The sequence below is a fragment of the Mesorhizobium sp. CA14 genome, assembly GCF_020165195.1.
Taxonomy (GTDB): domain Bacteria; phylum Pseudomonadota; class Alphaproteobacteria; order Rhizobiales; family Rhizobiaceae; genus Mesorhizobium.
In genome coordinates, this window is the sequence record NZ_JAIUHR010000020.1 from 25,373 (window position 1) to 43,561 (window position 18,189).

Genomic DNA, 18,189 nt, shown 5'->3' on the forward strand with positions numbered 1-18,189 from the left:
CCAGTTCAAAGTCCCTGCGGCGCCGAACCCGCACCGATACGGTTACTGCGCAGCGAGTTGGCGGATGCGGTCCGTCACGTCGCGGTCGCTGGCGAAGCCGTCGTCCTCGCGCAGCCGCTGTCCGATCATCTGCACCATCATCGGGTTGTCGGCGAATTTGGTGTGGTTGAAGCTGTCGGCGCCCTTGACTTTCGAGAGGTCGACCACCGTGACGCCATAGGAGGCGAGGTCGGCGGCATCCCTGTAGTCGCCGACGCGCGGCCGAGCGCCGGCGATCAGGCCGGAAAGCCGCAGCGCCCGGTCGTCGTCCGACAGGAGCAGAATGAAGGGCTTGTCCGGCTTGCCGTAGCGGCGCATCTGGCTCTTGAAAACGTCGACATCGATGTCGGGCGAGGCGAGCACCACGTCGCCCAGCTTGCCGCCGAGATCGCGGTCGCCGGTGATGGCGAGCTGACGCAGCGTTTCCATTGTCACCCAGGTTCCCATCGAATGGGCGACGATGTCGATGCGCCGGGCGCCGGTCTGCGCCAGCATCCGCAATGTCACTTCCAACTGATCGCGGGCGGCGGCGGCGCTTTCCTTGTCGTAGACATAGTCGGTGGTCTTGGCGCCGGAAGCCCAGGAGAACAGCACCGGCGTGCCCGGATAGCCGGAATCGTGGACGATCTGGGTGAGCCGATAGACGGCATCGTCGAAGCCGGTGTTGTAACCATGGACGAAGACCATCACACGTCCGCCGCGCGCGTCGATGTCGGCGTTGAGGGCGCTCGCGAATTTCGGCTGCGTGTCGTAGCCGACGACTTCCGAGGCCATGAAATATTTGGTCGGATCGTTCGATTTGCCGCGCGAACGGCGTTCGATCTGGCCGGTCTGATGAATAGGGGGAACGGTGACGTTGACGCGTGCGTAGTTGAGCGTCGCGGAGCGTTCGCCATCGAAGACCTTGTTCGGGTCGTCGGACCGCTTGCGCGTGGTGGTGATGAAGATCGAGTGGTTGCCGGCGATCTCGGTCGCCGTCGTCGGCACGACGACGCTGCCCAGGATTTCCTGCGTCTGGTGGCCCGCGCAACCCGCCATCAGCAGGGCAACGGCAATGATCAGAATTGTCTTCAACCGCACGTCGATACTTTCACTGCAATTCCACCGCAGCCACAATTGGCCGTCCACCTCCGCGGAAATCTCCCGGACAGGCGAAGTGCGGCCAAAGTAAGTCGTGTCCAGCGGAAATCCGCTCCGTGCCGCACGACCGTCATCGCAGTGTTGCGCGAAAGCCAAAAGGGCGGCAGGAAGGTCTGCCGGCACGGGACATGGCTGTCCTGGCGTACCGCCGAGACCAAATGAGGGACTTCTGTTGAACAGCTTCTCTTCCCGCGTCGCCGCTGCCGCCGAGGCGATCCGCGGAATCTTTCCGGAAACGCCGCTGCAGGAGAACGATTATCTGTCGAAGAAGACAGGCGCCCGTATTCTTTTGAAGCGCGAGGACCTGACGCCGGTGCGCTCCTACAAGATCAGGGGCGCCTTCAACTTCTTCCGCAAGGCGCTCGCCGCCGGCAACAATGCCGAGCTGTTCGTCTGCGCCTCTGCCGGCAATCACGCGCAGGGCTTCGCCTTCGTCTGCCGGCATTTCGGCAAGAAGGGCGTCGTGTTCATGCCGGTGACGACGCCGCAGCAGAAGATCGACAAGACGCGGCTGTTCGGCGGTGATTTCGTCGAGATCAGGCTAGTCGGCGACTTCTTCGACGATTGCTACCGCGCCGCCTTCGAATTCACCGAAAGCGCCGGCGCGCATATGGTGCCGCCTTTCGACCACAAGGACATCATCGAGGGCCAGGCGAGCGTCGCCTACGAGATCGCGGCGCAGATGCCGGGCGGGCGCGTGCCCGACATCGTCATGCTACCGGTGGGCGGCGGCGGCCTTGCCGCCGGTGTGACCCACTATTTCGCCGACCAGCATCGCGACCCGCGTTTCGTGTTCTGCGAGCCGGCGGGCGCGCCGAGCCTGCGTGAAAGCCTTGCCGGCGGCAAGCGGGTCAAGCTCGCCAAGGTCGACAATTTCGTCGACGGCGCCGCGGTGGCCGAGATCGGCCGCGAGCCGTTGCGCCATCTCAAGGACTTCACCGCCGATGCCGTGCGGCTGGTTCCGGAGAACCGGCTCTGCGCCACCATGATCGAGATGCTCAATGTCGAGGGCGTCGTGCTGGAGCCGGCTGGCGCGCTGGCGATCGACGCACTCAAGGATTTTTCGCGCAAGGAGATCAGGGGCAAGACCATCGTCGCCGTCGTCTCCGGCGGCAATTTCGATTTCGAGCGGCTGCCGGACGTGAAGGAGCGGGCGCTGCGCTTCGAGGGGCTGAAGAAATATTTCATCATCCGCTTTCCGCAGCGGCCGGGCGCGCTGCGCGATTTCCTCGAAATGCTTGGTCCCGACGATGACATCGCCCGCTTCGAGTATCTGAAGAAGTCGGCGCGCAATTTCGGTTCGGTGCTGATTGGCATCGAGACCAAGGACCGGCGCAATTTCGACCTGCTGAAGGCCAATTTCGACGCCGAGGGCGTGCAATATCAGGATATCACCGACAACGAGACGCTGGCGGGGTTCATCATATGAGCGCAAAACAAAGCACGGTTTTCGTGGCGCTGTTTTCCGGCATCAATGTCGGCGGCAACCGCATCGTCCAAATGGCGGAGCTCAAAGCCTTCTTCGAAAGTCTCGGCTTCAGCGATGTCGCGACTTATGTGCAGAGCGGCAATGTCGTGTTCCGAGCGAAGAAGGGGGATGCGGCGGCGCTGACCAAGGAACTCGAGACGGCCTTCGAGAAGAAATGGGGCTTCAACTCGCGCATCATGGTGCGCGATGCCGGCTGGTTCGAGCGGCTGGTGATGGACAATCCCTATCCCGAGGTCGCCGGCGAGCCGACCAAGCTGCATGCCTATGCGCTGGAAAGGGAGCCGACCGCCGAGGAGACGAAGCGGCTCGCCGACAAATGCGCCGGCCCCGAGCGCTTCGAAATCAAGGGCGACGTGCTTTACCTGCATGCGCCGGATGGGCTCGGCAAATCGGTGTTCGCCAACCTCATCCCGCGTACCTTGAAGGTGCCGGGCACGGCGCGCAACTGGCGCAGCGTGCTGGCGCTGCTCGACATGGCCGGCAAGGCCGGCGGCTGACTGTTCAGGGCACTTTTCCCGGAATTGCTCCGGCTCAGGCGGCCTTTTGCCAGTCGAAGCTCAATTCCTCGCGGAAGGCGAAACGCTTGACATGGTCGGCGACCACGCTCTCCAGCCGCTCCAGCGAAGCTTCATCGTCGGCGGCTAAAGCGATGTGCAGCGCCTGATCGTCGGCATCCATCACGGTGCGGCCAATCGAGAGCTGGATTGCGCCGTGTTGCGGGTCGAACTCGACCGGGAACTTGTGCGACCAGTGCTTGCAGAGCTGCTGCAGATAGCGGCTTGCATGTTCGGTGGCGACATCGGCGCGGCTGGTCGGCATGAAATTCTCCTGGCGGATGAAGAAACGCCAGCCTGCATAAGGCTGGCGCCAATTCCCGATAGATAGGCAATGCCCGGCGAAACGCCAGCCGGTCCGGTCAAATCGGGATGGATTTACCAGACGCCCGTGTTCGGCATCGAGGCCCACGGTTCGGCTTTCGCCTTGGCCGGGCCCTTCTGCAGCAACTCGATCGAGATGCCGTCCGGCGAGCGGATGAAGGCCATGTTGCCGTCGCGCGGCGGGCGGTTGATGGTCACGCCATTGTCCATCAGCTTCTGGCAGGTGGCGTAGATGTCATCGACCTCGTAGGCGAGGTGGCCGAAATTGCGACCGCCCTTGTAGTCCTCCGGGTCCCAATTGTAGGTCAATTCGATCAGCGGCGCCTTCTCATGGATGCCGCTTTGCTCGTCTTCCGGCGCGGCGAGGAAGATCAGCGTGTAGCGGCCCTGCTCGTTTTCGTAACGGCGCACCTCCTTCAGGCCGAGCTTGTTGCAGTAGAAATCGAGCGATTGGTCGATATCGGCGACGCGGACCATTGTGTGCAGATAGCGCATGGCGGCTTCCTCGGGCTGTTGGGGTTACCAGGCAACATAGGGGCCACCCGGCGAAAGGGCAATCGTCCGACAATTACGGCGCTGCGGCTGATTTCGGACCTCGCCGTTCGTCTTTGGGAAGCGCCGGCAAACAACATTTCAGCCTTTCCGCAACTGAACGGTGAAAAAAGGCACGTCAGCCCTTGCACACCCCGGAAGCCGCAGTGTTAATCTCTTGGCAAGAATCAGTTGCAGTTCAGTTGGAAAAAAGGGGGCATTCTTATGGGGGAAAAAGCCTCTTTTACGAGGCGGGACGGAAGCCTTGACGACGCCTTGCAGCGGGACAATGGCGGCGATCCCGCCGAGCTTGTCGAAATCGCCGGCGCGATCAAATGGTTCGACGTGGCCAAGGGCTACGGCTTCATCCTTCCGGACGACGGCGTCTCGGGTGATATTCTCCTCCATGTGACTTGTCTTCGAAGGGACGGTTTCCAGACGGCGCTCGAAGGCGCGCGGGTCGTCTGCCTGGTGAAACAGGGCGAGCGCGGCTTGCAAGCTTTCCGCGTCCTGTCCATGGATGCCTCGACGGCGGTGCACCCGGCAGAGCAGGAACAGCGCACCCACGTTACCGTGAGCCCTGAGAGCGGCCTCGAGCGGGCCCTGGTGAAGTGGTTCAACCGCACCAAGGGTTTCGGCTTCCTGACGCGGGGCGAGGGGACGGAAGACATCTTCGTCCACATGGAGACGCTGCGGCGCTACGGCATAACCGAGCTCCGCCCCGGCCAGGTCGTGCTCGTCCGCTTCGGACGCGGCGACAAAGGCCTTATGGCTGCCGAAATCCACCCCGATATGGGCACCCTGTCGGTCTCGCACTAAGGGTCTTTCGACTCAGTCGAAAAGTCCCTATGCCGCGGGCCGACCATATTGTCCGAAAACCGGTTCCACTTCTCCGGATCATGGTCTAGGACGAGGGTCTGGACGAGGTACCCCATGGCTCATCGCAATTGGCTGACCGCGGGCGCGCTCTGCGCCGCGATCGTTTTCGCCGCCTGTTTCATCGCCGCGAAGCCGAGTTCGGCGGATGCGATGCTGCTGCCCACCGACCGGACGCCGCTGGTGGTGTCAACCGGCTCCGGCGAGCGTTCATTTTCCATCGAGATCGCCGATACCTCTGCCGAACGCGAGGCGGGACTGATGTTTCGCCAAACCATGGCCGACGATCACGGCATGTTGTTCGTCTTCGAAAGAACCGACGAGGTGGATTTCTGGATGAAGAACACGCCGATGGCGCTCGACCTCATCTTCATCGGCCAAGACGGCAGGATCAAAGCGATCAAGCGCGGCGAGCCCGAATCCGAAGCGATCATCTCTCCCGGACAGCCGGTGCGCTTCGTGCTTGAACTGAAGGCGGGCACGGCCGACAAGGACGGCATCAAGGAAGGCGATCTCATGCGCCATCCGGCTATCGGCTCCAGTTCCAACTGAGAAGCAGTTCCGCCGATGGATTTCTTTTCGCATGACGGTTTCGAACTCGCCTATCTCGATCGCCAGCCGGCCTCGGGGCAGGGCGACCCGGTGCTGATGATCCATGGCTTCGCCTCCAGCCACTATGTCAACTGGGTCTCGCCGGGCTGGTTCAAGACGCTGAACGACGCCGGCTACCGGGCGATCGCCTTCGACCATCGCGGCCACGGCTCGTCGTCGAAGAGCTATGACGAGGCCGATTACACGCCTGAAAAGATGGCGTCCGACGCGGCCGCGCTGCTCGATCATCTCGGCATCGAGCGCGCGCATGTCATGGGTTATTCGATGGGGGCGCGCGTCTCGGCCTTCCTGGCGCTCTCCGATCCGGAGAAGGTCGCGACGCTGGTGTTCGGCGGCCTCGGCATCGGCATGGTCGACGGCGTCGGCGACTGGGATCCGATCGCGGCTGCCCTGCTGGCGGAAGACCCTTCCCAGACCACACATCCGCGCGGGCGATCCTTTCGCGCCTTCGCGGATCAGACGCGCAGCGACCGTCGCGCGCTTGCGGCTTGCATCACAAAGTCGCGCGAGTTGCTCAGCGAGGATGACATGGCCCGCATTGCCCAGCCGACACTGATCGCCGTCGGCACCAAGGACGATATCGGCGGCTCGCCTGACGAGCTTGCCGCCCTCATGCCCAACGCCAGGGCCTTTCACATCGAGGGACGCGACCACATGCTCGCCGTCGGCGACAAGAGCTTCAAGCAGCGCGTGCTCGAGTTCTACGCCGAAAACCCGCTCTGAGCGCGCGGCGCTCCTCGGCTCGCAATGGTCGATCTTCTCGTCACCTATATGGAGATGCTGGCGCCGCCGCAGGGCGCACCGCTTGCGTCCCCGTCGTCTGGCGCTGTCGTGGCGCGCGAAAGGCTCGATCTTTCGAACTATCTCGATTTCTACCGCGCGGTCGGCGGTCCGGTGCAGTGGGACCAGCGCCTGAGCATGGCCGAGGCGGACCTCGAAACGCTGCTTGCCAGCGCCTCGACGCATATCCATGTGCTGCGCGTCGATGGCGAGGCCGCGGGCTTCTGCGAGTTCAACGGAATCGAGCAGGCGGCCATCGAGCTCGTCCATTTCGGTTTGATTCCGGCTTTTCAAGGAAAGCGGCTAGGGCCGTTCCTGCTCGACCAGGCGTTGCGCGCGGCGTGGTCGCATCGGCCGCAAAGGCTTTGGCTCCACACCGACACATACGACCATCCGGCCGCACAGTCGGTCTATGAACGCGCGGGATTCAGGGTTTACACCCAGAGGGTCGAGAGCTTTCCGGACTAATCGGAAGGCGCTGTGCGCCTTTCCTGTAATCGCGCTAGCCCTGCGCCCTTCTGTCGGCGAGGGATCTGGCCATGACGCACAGCAGCTCGAACATCATCGTCGCGCCGGCCAGCGCCGTCATGCCGCCAACATCAAAGGGAGGCGCGACCTCGACGACATCGGCGCCTGCGAAATTCAATCCGCCCAACAGTCGAACCATTTCCTGCGCCTCGCGTGTGGTGAAGCCGCCGAGCTCCGGCGTTCCGGTGCCGGGCGCCATCGACGGATCAATGCAATCGATGTCGAACGTCACATAGGTCGGGCTGTCTCCGACAAGATCGCGCGCTTCCTGCATGACGGAAGCGACGCCGCGCCGGATAAATTCTTCCATATAGATGATGCGCACGCCGTGAGCGGTCGCCCAATCGTGTTCGCCCGGTTCATAGATCGAGCCTCTGATCCCGATCTGGACAATCCGCTTCGGGTCGAGCAGCCCTTCCTCGATTGCGCGGCGGAAAGGCGTTCCGTGGGTGTAGGGATTGTCGCCGAAATAGCGGTCGTTGGTATCGGAATGCGCGTCGAAGTGGATCATACCGACAGGCGCCTTGCGGGCCACGGCGCGCAGCACCGGCAGTGTGGTCAGATGATCGCCGCCCGCGGCGAGCGGCAGGGCGCCGTCCGCCACGATCGCGGCAATGCCGTCCTCAATGCGCTTCAACCCGTCGAGCAGGTTGATCGGATTGACCGAAACGTCGCCGACATCGGCAACATTGGCGATGCTGAACGGTTCGGTTCCCGAGACATGGTGGACGCGGCGCATCAGGCTCGACTGGTTCCTGATTTCGCGCGGACCGTGGCGGGCGCCGGCCCGGTTGGTCGTGCCGCCGTCCCACGGAATCCCGACAAGCGCGATGTCGAGCCTCTTCGCGCTCGGCACGGCCGGCAGTCGCATGAAGGTGGAAAGCCCGGCAAAGCGCGGCACCTGCGCTGCGTCGACGGGTTGGTGGAAGCTGTTCTCCATGGTGGCGGCCATCCCAGAGCGGTTCACGTTCGATAGTGATCGCAGGGCCCTGGATTTGGACATAGGGGCAAAGCCCTGCGGGAGTATAGGCCTATCAGGGCTGGTCTTGCAGGGCGTGCAGTGAACGGCCGAGATTTTTCCTGGCATGCGCCTCGAACCGATCCCGGAACTCGGTCGTATAGAAAATGTGCGGGCGGGCGAGGAAACTCTTCAGGACGACCGCGCGGCCCGCGCGCCACATCGGCTCCTCCACCCAGCCATATTCAAGCCGGACCGCCTTCTCATAAGCATCGAACACCGCCGGTTCGGCGCCGAGGATCGCCAGATCCATGTCGAGCAAAAGGGCCGCATCGTTGAGCGCGTCCTCGTCGCGGAAAGGCGGCAACTGGTGGGTGGCGGTAGCGTTGATCATCGCCGCTATGCGGGCGAGCCGATGAGGATCGACGCGCCCGGCGAGTTTTTCCTTGGCCAATGCGGCGCTTTTGGTCTCATTGTCCTTGGCGCGGCTGTCATAGATCGCGTCATGAAACCAGATCGCCGCTTCGACGGCGCCCGGGTCGTCGAGCAGGCCCCGGTATTCTTGAGCCAGCCCCAGCATGGCCTTGATATGGGCGAGGTTGTGATAGTGCCTGTCCCAGGCCTGATAGAGCGCGGAAAGCTCGGCTTTCAGCGCATCGTCGATCAGCGTCTCTTTTTCCATGACGAATTTTTCCGGGCGGCTTACGCCGGCAGGACAACGCAAGTCGCCGCCAGCTTCAAGAGCATATGTATCCGATTGACCAGAATGCGCGGCGGAGGGAAGCTGCCGCCGCGCATCGAACCCAAGGAGTATGACATGACCGGCGGGACCAAACCTGGCACGATCGACATGAAATTGGAGGCGGTCGTCATCCCGGTTGCCGATGTCGATCGAGCCAAAGGCTTCTATGCCGGCTTGGGCTGGAGGCTCGACGCCGACTTCGTGGTCGGCGACACGTTTCGGGTCGTGCAGTTCACGCCGCCGGGTTCGCCGTGTTCGATCCACTTCGGCACGGGCCTCACATCGGCCGCGCCTGGTTCGGCGAAAGTCCTTTATCTGATCGTGTCCGATATTGAAGCGGCCCGCGCTGAACTCGTGGCACGTGGCGTCGAGGCAAGCGACGTCTTCCACCGCAACGGCCCCGGCCAGCCGCCGATCAAAGGCCGGCATCCGGAGGGGCTCAGCTATTCCTCGTTCGTCACATTCAGCGATCCGGACGGCAATGGCTGGTTGCTGCAGGAGATCACCCAGCGCTTGCCCGGGCGCGTCGATGCGCGTGACACGACGTTCACCTCATCCCCGGAACTTGCGGCCGCGCTGCGGCGGGCGGCAGCGGCACACGGCGAGCATGAGAAACGCACTGGCGGACAGTACGACAAGAACTGGCCCGACTGGTGCGCGGCTTACATGGTGGCGGAACAGGCCGGAACGGAATTGCCGCAATAAGGGCTGAGACCGGACCGTGCCCGTTTGCAACGTTTGGAAGACGACAATCGAGGCGGTTTCGAATGCGCTCCCAATCAAGGGTTCGTTTTCCATCGTCGCTTGAATTTGCGTGAGCCAGGTCCATTTGACAAAGCATTGAGGAAAATTGAGTTCAACCGTGCTATGATCTGGCCTATATGTGCCGCCGGAGAATGAGCAAGGCCGGAGAGCGTCGATGAATAGCGTTACGATTGCCCGCCCCAGCATGGTGCAGCCGGTCGACCCGATCTGGCGGTCGATCCGCGACGAGGCGATGGAGGCGGTGAACCGCGATCCGTTGCTCGCGGCCTTCCTCTATTCGACCATCCTCAACCAGGAGAGTCTGGAAGAAGCGGTGATCCACCGGCTGGCCGAGCGCCTGGCGCATCAGGATATCGGTTCCGATCTCATCCGCCAGACCTTCAAGGCGATGCTGAACGACGATCCGGAGTGGAGCTCGACGGTTCGCGTCGACATCCAGGCCTATTACGATCGCGACCCGGCCTGCGACCGCTTCATCATGCCGGTTCTCTATTTCAAGGGTTTTCACGCCATCCAGACGCACCGGCTGGCGCATTGGCTGTGGAACCACGGCCGCAGGGATTTCGCGCTCTATCTGCAGAGCCGCTCATCCTCGGTGTTCCAGACCGATATCAATCCGGCCGCCCGCATCGGCAAGGGCATCTTCCTCGACCATGCCACGGGTCTGGTCGTCGGCCAGACCGCCGTCATCGAGGATGATGTCTCGATCCTGCACGGGGTGACGCTGGGCGGCACCGGCAAGGCCAGTGGCGACCGCCACCCGAAGATCCGCCGCGGCGTGCTGATCGGCGCCGGCGCCAAGATCCTCGGCAATATCGAGATCGGCCATTGCTCCAAGATCGCGGCCGGCTCGGTCGTGCTGTCGCCCGTGCCGCACAACAAGACGGTCGCCGGCGTGCCCGCTCGGGTTGTGGGGGAAACCGGCTGCGACCAGCCTTCGCGGCAGATGGACCAGCTCCTGCCGTCGCAAAGCATGGACCACGTCGTGAGCTTCGATATCTGACCGACCGTTTGCCGGCGGCCGCCGAACGGGACCGCCGGTTCGCCTGGCTGTTCTCCCATGTTATCCTGCCAGCTTGCCTTTACATGGCCATTGTTGGCGTGTCAGAAGCGCGTTCCCACGAACAAGGCCGACATTTCGGAGAAGACTTTTGAAGCCTGACGAAATCAGAAAGCTCGACGCTTATTTCAAACGCGTCTTCCAGAATCCCAAGCTGCAGGTGAAGGCGCGCCCGCGCAAGGAAGACTCGGCCGAGGTTTATGTCGGCGACGAGTTCCTCGGCATCGTCTTCAAGGACGAGGACGACGGCGACTATAATTTCTCGATGGCCATTCTCGACATCGATCTGGGCTGAGCCGGCAACAGCTCTGGCCGGGGCGCGGAACATCGCCGCCCGGCCGGTGCAACCTACAGGCGAAATGCCGCCTAATATTGACAGTGCTGCGGGATATGCACCCGCCGCCAGCTGGTCGAACCTTCCCGCACCACCACCCGGCGCGCCACTGTCCTGTATGAGGGCGGGATTTGCCGGATGCGTACCTGCTGCGGACGCACCAGCACTTCGTGGGCAACCGCTTCAAATTCCACCGGCTGAATGACGCGCCGGACGCGCTCCGGCTGGACCACAACCGTCTCGGCGACACGCGCATAGCGAGCTTTGCGCCACATTTTGCACAGCACCTTGCGGCCGTGAATGAGGCGCCACTCCCAGGCATAGCCGGCATCGTCGACCTTGACTGTGTGGTAGATCGTGCGTGTGACCGCCGGCACTGTCTCATAGGTGACGCGCGCCGGAGCGATCCGGTCCAGGCTTTGATAGGTGCCGTAGATCGGCGCGTCGTAATCGACAACCTGTCCGCCGGGGCTCACCATCACATCCTCGTAGACGGTGTCGTAAAGTGCCGGCCTATGCATCGGCTCATAGCATTCGAGCGCGCGGCCGCCGGCGGCGGTTTCACAGACGCTGGCAAGCATGGCGACCGCCGCCAGCGATGCGGAGCTTTTGCGGATCATGACATTCCCCCGTTGAAAAAGGACGCCGTCACAACGCAGGACTGTAGCGGAAGGTCCGGGGGCCGGCAGCGATTTCAAGGCTTTTCGTTAAGCGGCGCGGTTAAGGAATTGCTACCTTACCATGTCTTCGGTTCGGCCAACCGGACCGAGCCCGCCTCGTCGGCCTGTTCGCCTCGGGTTTTTGCCGGCGCCGCAACGCTTGATTCGGCTTAACCAGATGGCTAGGAGAGGCGGCCTTGCGCCAGGGTGAGCCGGCATCCTATTTAGATCGTAACCGATCCAGAACGATTCCGCGCGATTGCTGATATACCAAGATGCCGGAATCCATCTCCAACAAGGGTAGTCCATGAAGAACCCCGTTGAAACCTACATGAACCTCGTTCCGATGGTGGTCGAGCAGACCAATCGCGGCGAGCGTGCCTATGACATTTTCTCGCGTCTCTTGAAGGAACGCATCATCTTCATCACCGGCCCGGTCGAGGACGGGATGGCGACGCTGGTTTGTGCACAGCTTTTGTTCCTAGAGGCGGAAAACCCCAAGAAGGAAATCAACCTCTATATCAATTCGCCGGGCGGCGTCGTCACCTCGGGCATGGCGATCTATGACACCATGCAGTTCATCAAGCCGGCGGTGTCGACGCTCTGCATCGGCCAGGCGGCCTCGATGGGTTCGCTGCTTCTGACCGCCGGCCACAAAGACATGCGTTTTGCCACGCCGAACGCCCGGATCATGGTTCACCAGCCGTCCGGCGGCTTCCAGGGGCAGGCTTCGGACATCGAACGTCATGCGCAGGACATCATCAAGCTGAAGCGCCGCCTGAACGAGGTCTATGTCAAGCACACCGGCAAGAGCTATGACGAGATCGAGAGGACGCTCGACCGCGACCATTTCATGACCGCGGACGAGGCGAGGGACTTTGGTCTGATCGACAAGGTCATTTCGAGCCGCGAGGCCGTCGAGACGGTCGCAGTCTCGGCCTGACATCCACAGCAAATGACAGCATAACGCGGTTTTGGCGCGTCTTGCGGCATTTCGGCCACAATTGGCTGTTCCCTCAGGCATTGGGATTGCCTACGTTAAGGCTATGTTGATTTTCGACGGCTTAGCTTTGCATGGGGTTGCTGCGAATCGTTGCCGCGTTTTCTGAATTGTGTTTCGTACGGAATGCGCTGCGTGAGCCGGGACACTGGCGGTGGCGGATTCCCGCGATAGATTGGTGAGACGTCACTCAAAGCCAGGCGATCGGCGGGCGACGGTGAAAGGACAGAAAAATGAGCAAGGTCAGCAACGGCGGCGGCGATTCAAAGAACACGCTTTACTGCTCGTTTTGCGGCAAGAGCCAGCACGAAGTCCGCAAGCTGATCGCTGGACCGACGGTCTTCATCTGCGACGAATGCGTCGAACTGTGCATGGACATCATCCGCGAGGAGAACAAGACCTCGATGGTGAAGTCGCGCGAAGGCGTGCCGACCCCGCAGGAGATCCTCAAGGTCCTCGACGACTACGTCATCGGCCAGCCTTACGCCAAGCGCGTGCTGTCGGTGGCGGTCCATAACCACTACAAGCGCCTGGCGCATGCCGGCAAGAACAACGACGTCGAACTGGCGAAGTCGAACATCCTGCTGATCGGCCCGACCGGTTGCGGCAAGACGCTGCTCGCCCAGACGCTCGCCCGCATCATCGACGTGCCCTTCACCATGGCCGACGCCACGACGCTGACCGAGGCCGGCTATGTCGGCGAGGACGTCGAGAACATCATCCTGAAGCTGTTGCAGTCGGCCGACTACAATGTCGAGCGCGCCCAGCGCGGCATCGTCTATATCGACGAGATCGACAAGATCTCGCGCAAGTCTGACAATCCGTCGATCACCCGCGACGTGTCGGGCGAGGGCGTGCAGCAGGCGCTGCTCAAGATCATGGAAGGCACGGTCGCTTCGGTGCCGCCGCAGGGCGGCCGCAAGCATCCGCAGCAGGAATTCCTGCAGGTCGACACCGCCAACATCCTGTTCATCTGCGGCGGCGCCTTTGCGGGTCTCGATAAGATCATCTCGGACCGTGGCCGCAAAACCTCGATCGGCTTCGGCGCGACCGTTGCCTCGCCCGAGGATCGGCGCACCGGCGACATCTTCCGCCAGGTCGAGCCCGAGGATCTGTTGAAATTCGGCCTGATCCCTGAATTCGTCGGCCGTCTGCCGGTTCTGGCGACGCTGGAAGATCTCGACGAGCCGGCGCTGATCCAGATCCTGACGGAGCCGAAGAACGCGCTGGTCAAGCAGTATCAGCGGCTGTTCGAGATGGAGAATGTCGACCTGACGTTCCACGAGAACGCGCTGTCGGCGATTGCCAAGCGCGCCATCGAGCGCAAGACCGGCGCGCGCGGCCTGCGCTCCATCATGGAAGCGATCCTGCTCGACACCATGTTCGAGCTGCCGGCGCTGGAAGGCGTGCGCGAGGTGGTGATTTCGGAAGAGGTGGTGTCCGGCAACGCCCGGCCGCTCTACATCTACTCCGAGCAGAAGGAAAAGAAGGGCAATGTCAGCGCCTGAAAATGGCACTGGACCTGTCAATTTTCATGGAACGGCGCCCGCGTGGCGCCGTTTTGCTGTCAAAGGCGGGGGAGGCGGGCAGTGGAAGGGCTCGAACGACCGTGTTAACCCTTGATCTTTGCCTCGGCTACATCCACCTAACAGCAGAAGGCCGAGGCGCCGAATTCTGTGCTGTAAAATTCCCGTCACAAACGGTGGTAGGCGGAACGACGCTCGGTCGTTAATATGAGATTCGCGGTTGGCTAAATAAGCGGCCGCGACATGAAAGGTTGGACAATGGCCAAGATATCTAAGGCTTCCGGCGACGGCGTTTTCGCAGTTCTCCCACTGCGCGATATCGTCGTGTTCCCGCATATGATCGTTCCGCTCTTCGTGGGCCGTGAAAAGTCGATCAAGGCGCTGGAAGAGGTGATGGGTCAGGAAAAGCAGATCCTGCTCGCCACCCAGATGAATGCAGCCGACGACGATCCTGAGCCCGATGCGATTTTCGACATCGGCACGCTCGCCAATGTGCTGCAGCTTTTGAAGCTGCCCGACGGCACCGTGAAGGTTCTGGTCGAGGGCGCCTCGCGCGCCAAGATCGTCTCGTTCACCGATCGCCCCGATTTCCATGAAGCTCGCGCCACGGCGCTCGCCGAGCCGGAAGAGGAAGAGGTCGAGATCGAGGCGCTTGCCCGCTCGGTCGTCACCGACTTCGAAAATTACGTCAAGCTGAACAAGAAGATCTCGCCCGAAGTGGTGGGCGCCGCCAGCCAGATCGACGACTATTCCAAGCTCGCCGATACGGTTGCGTCGCATCTCGCCATCAAGATCCCCGAGAAGCAGGAGATGCTCGCCACGCTTTCCGTCAAGGAACGGCTGGAGAAGGCGATGGGCTTCATGGAAGCCGAAATCTCCGTGCTCCAGGTGGAAAAGCGCATCCGCTCGCGCGTCAAGCGCCAGATGGAGAAGACGCAGCGCGAGTACTACCTCAACGAGCAGATGAAGGCGATCCAGAAGGAGCTCGGCGAGGGCGAGGATGGCCGCGACGAGGCCGCCGAGATCGAGGCGCGCATCAAGAAGACCAAGCTCTCCAAGGAGGCCCGCGAGAAGGCGGAAGCCGAATTGAAGAAGCTGCGCTCCATGTCGCCGATGTCGGCTGAATCGACGGTGGTGCGCAACTATCTCGACTGGCTGCTGTCGATCCCGTGGGGCAAGAACTCCAAGGTCAAGCAAGACCTGAACTATGCGCAGGACGTGCTCGACGCCGATCATTTCGGCCTCGACAAGGTCAAGGAGCGCATCGTCGAGTATCTCGCCGTGCAGAGCCGCCAGAAGAAGATCAAGGGGCCGATCCTGTGCCTCGTCGGACCGCCCGGCGTCGGCAAGACCTCGCTCGGCAAGTCGATCGCCAAGGCGACCGGCCGCGAGTTCATCCGCATGGCGCTCGGCGGCGTGCGTGACGAGGCCGAGATCCGCGGCCACAGGCGGACCTATATCGGCTCGATGCCCGGCAAGGTCATCCAGTCGATGAAGAAGGCCAAGAAGTCAAACCCGCTCTTCCTGCTCGACGAGATCGACAAGATGGGCCAGGACTTCCGCGGCGATCCGTCCTCGGCCCTGCTCGAAGTGCTCGATCCGGAGCAGAACTCGACGTTCATGGACCATTACCTCGAGGTCGAATACGACCTGTCGAGCGTGATGTTCGTGACGACGGCGAACACGCTGAACATCCCTGCGCCCCTGATGGACCGCATGGAGATCATCCGTATCGCCGGTTACACCGAGGACGAGAAGATCGAGATCGCCAAGCGTCACCTGATGCCCAAGGTGATCCGGGACCATGCCCTGCAGCCGAACGAATTCTCGGTCGGCGAGGACGCGATCCGCGGCATCATCCAGACCTACACGCGGGAAGCCGGCGTGCGCAGCCTGGAGCGCGAGCTGATGAAGCTCGGGCGCAAGGCGGTGACCGAGATCCTGCGGACGAAGAAGAAGACGGTGAAGATCACGGCGGACAACCTCGCTGATTATCTCGGCGTGCCGCGCTTCCGCTTCGGCCAGGTCGAGGCCGACGATCAGGTCGGCGTGGTCACGGGTCTTGCCTGGACGGAAGTCGGTGGCGAGCTGCTGACGATCGAAGGCGTCATGATGCCCGGCAAGGGCCGCATGACGGTGACCGGCAACCTGCGCGACGTGATGAAGGAATCGATCTCGGCGGCGGCCTCTTATGTCCGCTCCAGGGCAATCGATTTCGGCATCGAGCCGCCGCTGTTCGACAAGCGCGACATCCACGTCCACTTGCCAGAAGGCGCGACCCCGAAGGACGGCCCATCCGCCGGCGCCGCAATGGCCACGGCTATCGTGTCGGTGCTGACGGGTATCCCGGTCCGGGCCGATGTGGCAATGACCGGCGAGATCACGCTGCGTGGCCGCATCCTTCCGATCGGCGGCTTGAAGGAGAAGCTGCTCGCGGCATTGCGCGGCGGCATCAAGAAGGTGCTGATCCCGGAAGAGAACGTCAAGGATCTGGCGGACATTCCGGACAACGTCAAGAACGGCATGGAGATCGTCCCGGTCTCGCGGGTCGGCGAGGTGCTCGCGCATGCGCTGACCCGGATGCCGGAGCCGATCGAGTGGGTCGAGCCGGTCAACGCGCCGGCTCCAGTCGACACCGGCGACGATGCCGGAAAGTCGCTTGCTCATTAGAATATTCTAACGTTGCAATGCACAAAGAGAGAGCCGGGCCCAGAGCCCGGCTTTTTTCATGTGAAAAGCCATGAAAAAATGCAAAAAAGCCCGGAATTCCGCGGTTTTCGGCTTGGGTTCCTGTACGCTTCTTTCTAAAGTCCGTTTCCTGCCGGATGAGTCGTAGTTCCGGTTTTCTCATGGAAGGGAATTTTGATGAACAAGAACGAACTGGTGTCCGCTGTCGCCGACTCCGCAAGCATTTCGAAGGCTGATGCGCAGTCCGCCGTCGATGCCGTGTTCTCCGTGATCACAGGCGAACTGAAGAAGGGCGGCGATGTCCGGCTTGTCGGCTTCGGAAATTTCACCGTGTCAAAACGCGCTGCTTCGACCGGCCGCAATCCGCAGACCGGCGCGGAAGTGCAGATTCCGGCGCGCACCGTGCCGAAGTTCTCGGCCGGCAAGGGCCTCAAGGACGCGGTCAACTAAGACCTTTTTCTTTAAGTGCAGAAAAGCCGGGCTTGCCCGGCTTTTCTTTTTTCTGGCGATCGGCCCTGCACTTTTCCTGGAATTGCTCAGGCCGTCGGCGCATCCGCGCGCATCAGGCCTTCCTGTTTCAAATCCGCCCAGAGCGCCGCCGGTATCTTGGTGTCGAGCAGCGCGCGGTTGCTCTCGACCTCGGCAGGCCGCTGGCCGCCGGGGATCACAGACATCACCGAAGGGTGCCGCAGCGGGAATTGCAGAGCCGCCTCGATCAGGCGCACATTGTGGCGCTTGCAGACGGCTTCGATGCGCGCCACGCGGTCGAGGATCTCCTTCGGCGCCTCGCTGTAATTGTAGAAGGCACCGGGCTTCGGTCCGGTAGCCAGCACGCCGGAATTGTAGGGGCCGCCCAGCACGATGCCGATACCGCGCTTCTGGCAAAGCGGCAGGAAGGATTGAAGCGCTTCCTGTTCGAGCAGCGTGTAGCGGCCGGCGAGCAGGAACAGGTCGAAGTCGCCGCGCTCGGCAAGTGTCTGGGCGACTTGCCACTCGTTGATGCCGCCTCCGAAGGCCTTGATGACCCCCTGGTCGCGCAGCGCCAGCAGCCCATAATAGCCGGACGACATGAACTCCTCAATGCGTGCGTCGGAGGCTTCCTTGCTGCCATGGGTGAAGATGTCGACATCGTGGACGAAGAGGATATCGATACGGTCGACGCCAAGACGCTCCAGCGAGGCCTCAAAGGAGCGCATGATGCCGTCATAGGAGTAGTCGTAGACTTCCCGGCGCGACGGCGTCTCGAAAAACTTGCCGATGCCGGTGCGCTGCTCCGGCGGGGCGACGCGCATGATGCGGCCGACTTTGCTCGACAGCACATAGTCATCGCGCTTCCTGCCGCGCAGGAACGGGTTGAGGCGGGTTTCCGACAGGCCGAGGCCGTAAAGCGGCGCCGTATCAAAGTAGCGGCAGCCGGTCGCCCATGCCGCTTCCAGGGTGGCGTTGGCGTCCGCGTCGGAGATGGCGCGGTAGAGATTGCCGAGCGGCGCCGTGCCGAAGCCGAGCTCGGTGAAGGTGATGCCGCCATTGCCGATGCGGTCGAAGTGCCGTGTCTTCATGTCTGACGATGTCCCGGAGTGATTT

At 62.3% G+C, this 18,189-nt stretch carries 20 protein-coding genes; 13 read left to right on the plus strand and 7 right to left on the minus strand.

The genetic code is table 11. From position 1 onward, the window contains the following. Positions 1 to 42 precede the first annotated feature (42 nt). Positions 43 to 1,077 (minus strand): alpha/beta hydrolase, encoded by a 1,035-nt coding sequence (locus tag LB565_RS19895; protein ID WP_224587082.1) that lies wholly within the window; start codon positions 1,075 to 1,077, stop codon positions 43 to 45. A 274-nt stretch (positions 1,078 to 1,351) separates the two neighbouring features. Between LB565_RS19895 and ilvA the strand changes: the two genes are divergently transcribed. Together ilvA and LB565_RS19905 are read left to right on the plus strand one after the other, a co-directional pair. Further along, positions 1,352 to 2,608, plus strand: coding sequence for a threonine ammonia-lyase IlvA (gene ilvA / locus LB565_RS19900; RefSeq protein WP_224586932.1), 1,257 nt, complete (start codon positions 1,352 to 1,354; stop codon positions 2,606 to 2,608). Continuing rightward, positions 2,605 to 3,165 (plus strand): DUF1697 domain-containing protein, encoded by a 561-nt coding sequence (locus LB565_RS19905; RefSeq protein WP_224586934.1) that lies wholly within the window; start codon positions 2,605 to 2,607, stop codon positions 3,163 to 3,165. Before ilvA ends, LB565_RS19905 begins: the two co-directional genes overlap by 4 nt. A gap of 34 nt (positions 3,166 to 3,199) precedes the next feature. Here LB565_RS19905 and LB565_RS19910 read toward each other — a convergent pair whose 3' ends face one another. Continuing rightward, positions 3,200 to 3,487 (minus strand): DUF2218 domain-containing protein, encoded by a 288-nt coding sequence (locus LB565_RS19910; protein ID WP_224586936.1) that lies wholly within the window; start codon positions 3,485 to 3,487, stop codon positions 3,200 to 3,202. Positions 3,488 to 3,600: 113 nt separating this feature from the next. Continuing rightward, positions 3,601 to 4,041, minus strand: a complete 441-nt coding sequence (gloA, locus tag LB565_RS19915) for a lactoylglutathione lyase (RefSeq protein WP_224586940.1) — start codon at positions 4,039 to 4,041, stop codon at positions 3,601 to 3,603. Positions 4,042 to 4,302: 261 nt separating this feature from the next. Here gloA and LB565_RS19920 point away from each other — a divergent pair, with 261 nt between their 5' ends. The 4 genes from LB565_RS19920 to LB565_RS19935 all read left to right on the plus strand — a co-directional run bounded on the left by LB565_RS19920 (position 4,303) and on the right by LB565_RS19935 (position 6,813). Next, complete coding sequence (locus LB565_RS19920; protein ID WP_224586942.1) at positions 4,303 to 4,896, plus strand: cold-shock protein; 594 nt, start codon at positions 4,303 to 4,305, stop codon at positions 4,894 to 4,896. Positions 4,897 to 5,010: 114 nt separating this feature from the next. Then, a complete protein-coding gene (locus LB565_RS19925) occupies positions 5,011 to 5,505 on the plus strand; it encodes a DUF192 domain-containing protein (protein WP_224586944.1) in 495 nt (164 codons plus the stop codon). Positions 5,506 to 5,520: 15 nt separating this feature from the next. Beyond that, positions 5,521 to 6,288 carry an alpha/beta fold hydrolase gene (locus LB565_RS19930; RefSeq protein ID WP_224586947.1) on the plus strand — a complete coding sequence of 256 codons (768 nt, stop codon included), beginning with the start codon at positions 5,521 to 5,523 and terminating at the stop codon, positions 6,286 to 6,288. A gap of 24 nt (positions 6,289 to 6,312) precedes the next feature. Then, positions 6,313 to 6,813: a GNAT family N-acetyltransferase gene (locus tag LB565_RS19935; protein WP_224586948.1), complete on the plus strand. Its 501-nt coding sequence runs from the start codon at positions 6,313 to 6,315 to the stop codon at positions 6,811 to 6,813. A 34-nt stretch (positions 6,814 to 6,847) separates the two neighbouring features. Here the strand turns inward: LB565_RS19935 and speB are convergent, their stop codons facing one another. Together speB and LB565_RS19945 are read right to left on the minus strand one after the other, a co-directional pair. Next, a complete protein-coding gene (gene speB, locus LB565_RS19940; protein ID WP_224587084.1) occupies positions 6,848 to 7,813 on the minus strand; it encodes an agmatinase in 966 nt (321 codons plus the stop codon). A gap of 94 nt (positions 7,814 to 7,907) precedes the next feature. Further along, the gene (locus LB565_RS19945) at positions 7,908 to 8,513 is read right to left on the minus strand and encodes a hypothetical protein (protein ID WP_224586951.1); all 606 of its coding nucleotides are present in this window, start codon (positions 8,511 to 8,513) and stop codon (positions 7,908 to 7,910) included. A gap of 135 nt (positions 8,514 to 8,648) precedes the next feature. On the opposite strand from LB565_RS19945, the gene LB565_RS19950 reads away from it, so the two are divergent. The 3 genes from LB565_RS19950 (at position 8,649) to LB565_RS19960 (ending at position 10,693) form a co-directional block, all read left to right on the plus strand. Next, positions 8,649 to 9,278, plus strand: a complete 630-nt coding sequence (locus LB565_RS19950) for a VOC family protein (RefSeq protein ID WP_224586953.1) — start codon at positions 8,649 to 8,651, stop codon at positions 9,276 to 9,278. A 214-nt stretch (positions 9,279 to 9,492) separates the two neighbouring features. Continuing rightward, a complete protein-coding gene (gene cysE, locus LB565_RS19955; RefSeq protein WP_224586955.1) occupies positions 9,493 to 10,341 on the plus strand; it encodes a serine O-acetyltransferase in 849 nt (282 codons plus the stop codon). A 148-nt stretch (positions 10,342 to 10,489) separates the two neighbouring features. Then, a complete protein-coding gene (locus tag LB565_RS19960; protein WP_042644432.1) occupies positions 10,490 to 10,693 on the plus strand; it encodes a DUF3126 family protein in 204 nt (67 codons plus the stop codon). A gap of 71 nt (positions 10,694 to 10,764) precedes the next feature. Here the strand turns inward: LB565_RS19960 and LB565_RS19965 are convergent, their stop codons facing one another. Then, positions 10,765 to 11,352, minus strand: a complete 588-nt coding sequence (locus tag LB565_RS19965; protein WP_224586958.1) for a hypothetical protein — start codon at positions 11,350 to 11,352, stop codon at positions 10,765 to 10,767. A 346-nt stretch (positions 11,353 to 11,698) separates the two neighbouring features. Between LB565_RS19965 and LB565_RS19970 the strand changes: the two genes are divergently transcribed. The 4 genes from LB565_RS19970 to hupB all read left to right on the plus strand — a co-directional run bounded on the left by LB565_RS19970 (position 11,699) and on the right by hupB (position 17,055). Continuing rightward, complete coding sequence (locus LB565_RS19970) at positions 11,699 to 12,334, plus strand: ATP-dependent Clp protease proteolytic subunit (protein WP_224586961.1); 636 nt, start codon at positions 11,699 to 11,701, stop codon at positions 12,332 to 12,334. A 290-nt stretch (positions 12,335 to 12,624) separates the two neighbouring features. Next, positions 12,625 to 13,899 carry an ATP-dependent Clp protease ATP-binding subunit ClpX gene (clpX, locus tag LB565_RS19975; RefSeq protein WP_224512195.1) on the plus strand — a complete coding sequence of 425 codons (1,275 nt, stop codon included), beginning with the start codon at positions 12,625 to 12,627 and terminating at the stop codon, positions 13,897 to 13,899. A 276-nt stretch (positions 13,900 to 14,175) separates the two neighbouring features. Further along, positions 14,176 to 16,587, plus strand: coding sequence for an endopeptidase La (gene lon / locus LB565_RS19980; protein WP_140750552.1), 2,412 nt, complete (start codon positions 14,176 to 14,178; stop codon positions 16,585 to 16,587). A 195-nt stretch (positions 16,588 to 16,782) separates the two neighbouring features. Continuing rightward, positions 16,783 to 17,055, plus strand: coding sequence for a DNA-binding protein HupB (hupB, locus tag LB565_RS19985; protein WP_140532907.1), 273 nt, complete (start codon positions 16,783 to 16,785; stop codon positions 17,053 to 17,055). Between the two features lie 86 nt (positions 17,056 to 17,141). Here the strand turns inward: hupB and LB565_RS19990 are convergent, their stop codons facing one another. Next, on the minus strand, positions 17,142 to 18,164 hold the full coding sequence (locus LB565_RS19990) for an aldo/keto reductase (protein WP_224586964.1): 1,023 nt from the start codon (positions 18,162 to 18,164) through the stop codon (positions 17,142 to 17,144). Positions 18,165 to 18,189: the final 25 nt, after the last annotated feature.